The sequence below is a fragment of the Flavobacterium polysaccharolyticum genome, assembly GCF_038739875.1.
In the GTDB taxonomy this organism is placed as follows: Bacteria; Bacteroidota; Bacteroidia; order Flavobacteriales; family Flavobacteriaceae; genus Flavobacterium; species Flavobacterium polysaccharolyticum.
In genome coordinates, this window is record NZ_JBCGDP010000079.1 from 1 (window position 1) to 392 (window position 392).

The following is a 392-nucleotide window of genomic DNA, read 5'->3' on the forward strand; positions in this document are numbered from 1 at the left end:
TTTCAAATCACTACCTGAAATGGTAAACGCAGCATTATCGGTATCACCAGCTCCAGCTACTAAAGAATACGTAAACGAACTGCTATCTACATCGGTTGAAGAAAGTGCTCCCACAGTTGAGTTAGCCGGCACATTTTCATTGATAGCAGAAGCAGACAGCGCAATATCTGTTGGTGCTTCATTCACATCATTAATGAAAATAGTAAATGCTTTTTCAAAAGTTGAAGTACCATCGAAAGTTCTTACGCGAACAGAGTAGGAAGACTTGGTTTCAAAATCAGGACTCGCAGTAATTTTCAAATCACTACCTGAAATGGTAAACGCAGCATTATCAGTATCACCAGCTCCAGCTACTAAAGAATACGTAAACGAACTGCTATCTACATCGGTTG

1 protein-coding gene is annotated in these 392 nt (G+C 39.8%); it reads right to left on the reverse strand.

What is annotated here, in order from left to right; all coding sequences use genetic code 11:
* Window positions 1–392, reverse strand: a 392-nt coding sequence (locus tag WFZ86_RS20175) for a hypothetical protein (protein WP_342693623.1), incomplete at both ends; no start/stop codon positions are given.